Annotated in this window: 1 protein-coding gene; it reads left to right on the plus strand. The window is 70.6% G+C overall.

All coding sequences use genetic code 11. The annotated features are described in order from the left end of the window. The coding region (locus EOA85_RS37080) for a 3-methyl-2-oxobutanoate hydroxymethyltransferase (protein WP_206523523.1) at positions 1-408 on the plus strand (408 nt) is incomplete at both ends.

Consider the following 408-nt stretch of genomic DNA (forward strand, 5'->3'; position numbering starts at 1 on the left):
GCCAGGCGGTGCGCCGCGGGCTCGAACGCGCGCTGATGGTCGTCGACATGCCGTTCGGCTCCTACGAGGAAGGCGCGGAGCAGGCTTTTCGGAATGCCGCGCGCGTCATGGCCGAGTCCGGCTCAGCGGCCGTCAAGCTCGAGGGTGGCGAGGCGATGGCTGAGACGATCCGCTTCCTCACCGGCCGCGGCGTGCCCGTGATGGCCCACGTTGGGCTTACCCCGCAGGCGGTCAACGCGTTCGGCGGGTATCGCGTGCAGGGCAGGGGCGGGGACGGTGAGCGCATCAGGCGCGATGCCCATGCTGTGGCCCAGGCGGGCGCTTTCGCCGTCGTGCTCGAAAAAGTCCCCGAGCCGCTCGCCCGCCGGATCACCGAGGAAATAGCCGTCCCGACGATCGGCATTGGGG

The organism is Mesorhizobium sp. M5C.F.Ca.IN.020.29.1.1, from assembly GCF_003997375.1.
GTDB classification, from domain to species: Bacteria; Pseudomonadota; Alphaproteobacteria; order Rhizobiales; family Rhizobiaceae; genus Mesorhizobium; species Mesorhizobium wenxiniae.